At 73.9% G+C, this 2,670-nt stretch carries 3 protein-coding genes and 2 pseudogenes; 3 read left to right on the forward strand and 2 right to left on the reverse strand.

Features of this window, described 5'->3' with window-relative positions; translation table 11 throughout:
* From KBX53_RS28960 to KBX53_RS28970, 3 genes and pseudogenes are all read left to right on the forward strand, one after another.
* A pseudogene (locus KBX53_RS28960) lies at nt 1–268 on the forward strand (apolipoprotein N-acyltransferase); the annotation flags it as partial.
* A gap of 34 nt (nt 269–302) precedes the next feature.
* Nucleotides 303–1,112, forward strand: a complete 810-nt coding sequence (locus KBX53_RS28965) for a polyprenol monophosphomannose synthase (RefSeq protein WP_081883635.1) — start codon at nt 303–305, stop codon at nt 1,110–1,112.
* Between the two features lie 68 nt (nt 1,113–1,180).
* Nucleotides 1,181–1,699, forward strand: a complete 519-nt coding sequence (locus tag KBX53_RS28970; protein WP_030327607.1) for an FxsA family protein — start codon at nt 1,181–1,183, stop codon at nt 1,697–1,699.
* A gap of 70 nt (nt 1,700–1,769) precedes the next feature.
* Here KBX53_RS28970 and KBX53_RS28975 read toward each other — a convergent pair whose 3' ends face one another.
* Together KBX53_RS28975 and KBX53_RS28980 are read right to left on the reverse strand one after the other, a co-directional pair.
* A complete protein-coding gene (locus KBX53_RS28975) occupies nt 1,770–2,111 on the reverse strand; it encodes an RNA polymerase-binding protein RbpA (RefSeq protein ID WP_030327608.1) in 342 nt (113 codons plus the stop codon).
* 276 nt (nt 2,112–2,387) lie between these two features.
* Nucleotides 2,388–2,670 (reverse strand): annotated as a pseudogene (locus tag KBX53_RS28980) (hypothetical protein); the annotation flags it as partial.

A 2,670-nucleotide genomic window follows, 5' to 3' on the forward strand; every position in this document is an offset into this window, starting at 1 on the left:
GGTGCGGTTGCGGGCGGTGGAGCACGGCCGGCCGGCGTTGATGGCCTCCACTGTCGGTGTGTCCGGGTTCGTCGCACCCGACGGGCGGGTAAGCGATGCCACCGGGTTCAACACCCGGGAGGTCGTGGTGCGGCAGGTGCGCCTCGACGACGGACGCACCCTCGCCACCCGCCTCGGTTGGTGGCCGGAGGTGACGCTCGCCGCGCTGGCCGCGGCGGCCCTGGTCGGCGCGGCGGTGCTGCGCCGACGGCGGGTCATGCCCGGATAGCAACAGCCGGTACGCCGGCGGGAGCGGAGGAACCGTGATCCAGGCGACCGATACGATCCGACGCCCGGACGAGGTGCCCGGGGTGGGCCGGGTGCTGGTGGTGATCCCCACCTACAACGAGGCCGACAACATCGCCGCGATCGTGGGCCGGGTCCGGCGCGCCGCCCCGGCGGTGCAGGTCCTCATCGCCGACGACAACAGCCCCGACGGCACCGGCGCGATCGCCGACGCCCTCGCCGACGGTGACGCGCACGTGCAGGTGCTGCACCGCCAGGGCAAGCAGGGCCTCGGCGCGGCGTACCTGGCCGGGTTCGGGTGGGCGCGCGAGCGCGGCTACCAGGCGGTCGTGGAGATGGACGCCGACGGCTCGCACGCCCCGGAGGACCTGCCGGCGTTGCTGGACGCCGCCCGCGACGCGGACGTGGTGATCGGTTCCCGGTGGACCAGTGGCGCGCGGGTGCTCAACTGGCCGCTGCGGCGGCTGCTGCTGTCGCGCTGCGGCAACCTGTACGCGCGGCTGGCGCTGGGCATGCCCGTCTCGGACGCCACCGGTGGCTACCGGGTGTACCGGACCAGCGCGTTGGACGCGATCGACCTGGAGTCGGTGACCTCGCAGGGCTACTCGTTCCAGGTGGAGCTGTCGCGGCTGGCGCACCGGGCCGGGGTGCGGATCGTGGAGGTGCCGATCACGTTCGCCGAGCGGGAACGCGGCGACAGCAAGATGAGCCCGAAGATCGTGGCGGAGGCGCTGTGGCGGATCACCGCCTGGGGGGTGCGGGACCGACGCCAGTCGGTACGCCGCGGCCTGCACGGCACCGCCACCGGTCAGGCCCGGTGGCCGTGAGCGCGGTCGTGTCATGCTGGATGAGCGGACCACGTCCGTGGTGTCCGTAGGAATGGCGATGAGGTGAGATGCGCCGAGGACTGAGGTTCGTACCGTTGGCCCTGTTGCTGGCGGTGGTGCTGGAGCTGGCGGTGTTCGTCGGCGTGGGACGGGCGCTGGGGTTCGGCGCGGCGGTGTTGCTGGTGTTCGCCGCGTCCCTGCTGGGTCTGGTGCTGCTGCGCCGCGAGGGGATGCGCGCCTGGCGGGGGTTCCGTTCCGCAGCGGCGGCCGGGCAGCCCCCCGGCGGGCAGGTGACCGACGGCCTGGTGGGGTTGGCGGGCGCGTTGTTGCTGGCGGTGCCCGGCCTGGTCAGCGGGCTGGTCGGGGTGTTGCTGCTGGTGCCGCCGGTGCGTCGGCTGGCCCGCGCCGGGGTGCGCCGCGCCACCGAGCGGCGGGTGTCGTCGATGGTCGCCGGTGACCTGTTCGGGCCGCGCACGGTGCGGGTGCGCCAGGGTGCGCCGCAACCGACCCCGCAACCGGAACAGCCGGTGGTGGTCGACGGCGGTCGGGCCATCGAGGGTGAGATCGTCGAGCCCGGTCGGCACTGACACCGCCCATCAGACACGGCGACGCCCCCGGGGGTTTCCCCGGGGGCGTCGCCGTTGTGTGTCGTGCGGCTCAGGCGCGGCCGCGGCGGGTCCGAACCTCCTGCAGGCGCTCCTCCAGGATGTCCTCCAGCTCGGCGATCGAGCGCCGCTCCAGAAGCATGTCCCAGTGGGTACGCGGCGGCTTGGCCTTCTTCTGCTCCGGCTCGCTGCCGTCGACGAGTCGGGCGACGCTGCCGTCGAACTTGCATTCCCAGGTCGTCGGGACCTCGGCGTCGACGGCGAACGGCACCTCGAACTGGTGGCCCTTGGCGCAGAGGTACTCGCGGGTCTGACGCGGCGCGAGCTCCGTGTTGCGGTCGGATTCATAGCTCACCGCGCCAAGGCGGCTTCCGCGCAGCATACGCTCGCCCATGATCGACTTCCCCTCGTTCGTGGTGCTGGTCTTCTGGGTGTAACGGTGCGTCCCCGCCGCGCCATTCCCGCCCGAGGGCGTGAGGCGTCCACGGGTGGGCCGGGACCAAGGGTAGCCGGCCGGGACGGTCACCCGGTGAGGTGATCCCCAGGCGAGTCGCGACAACGGTGCGTGTGCGCGGCCACCGGGGAGGTTAACCGCGCAAGCTTACCGAAGGTTGCGCCACGATGCTCAGGTCGTGTCGCCGGGAGTGCCGGCACCGAGACGGGCCAACGCCTACGCCAGGTCACTGACCTGGTCGCCGAGCTGCGCCACCCGCCGCTGGGCCAGATCCCGGTCGGCCTCGGCGGCGTCGAGCCGTACCGTCAGGGCGGTGCGGTGTCCCTCGGCGGTCGCCGCGGCCTGCCGGGCCACGCTCAGCTCGGCGGTGAGCGTGTCGCGGTGGGCGGCCACGGCGGTCAGCTCCGCGCGCAGGCGCGCGGCCAGCTCCGCGGCCTCCTGCCGGGCCTCGTCGGCCTGCCGGGCGGCGACCTCGGCGCGGTCGCGGGCCCGGTCGGCC

The organism is Micromonospora sp. M51, from assembly GCF_018070305.1.
Taxonomy (GTDB): Bacteria; Actinomycetota; Actinomycetes; order Mycobacteriales; family Micromonosporaceae; genus Micromonospora; species Micromonospora parva.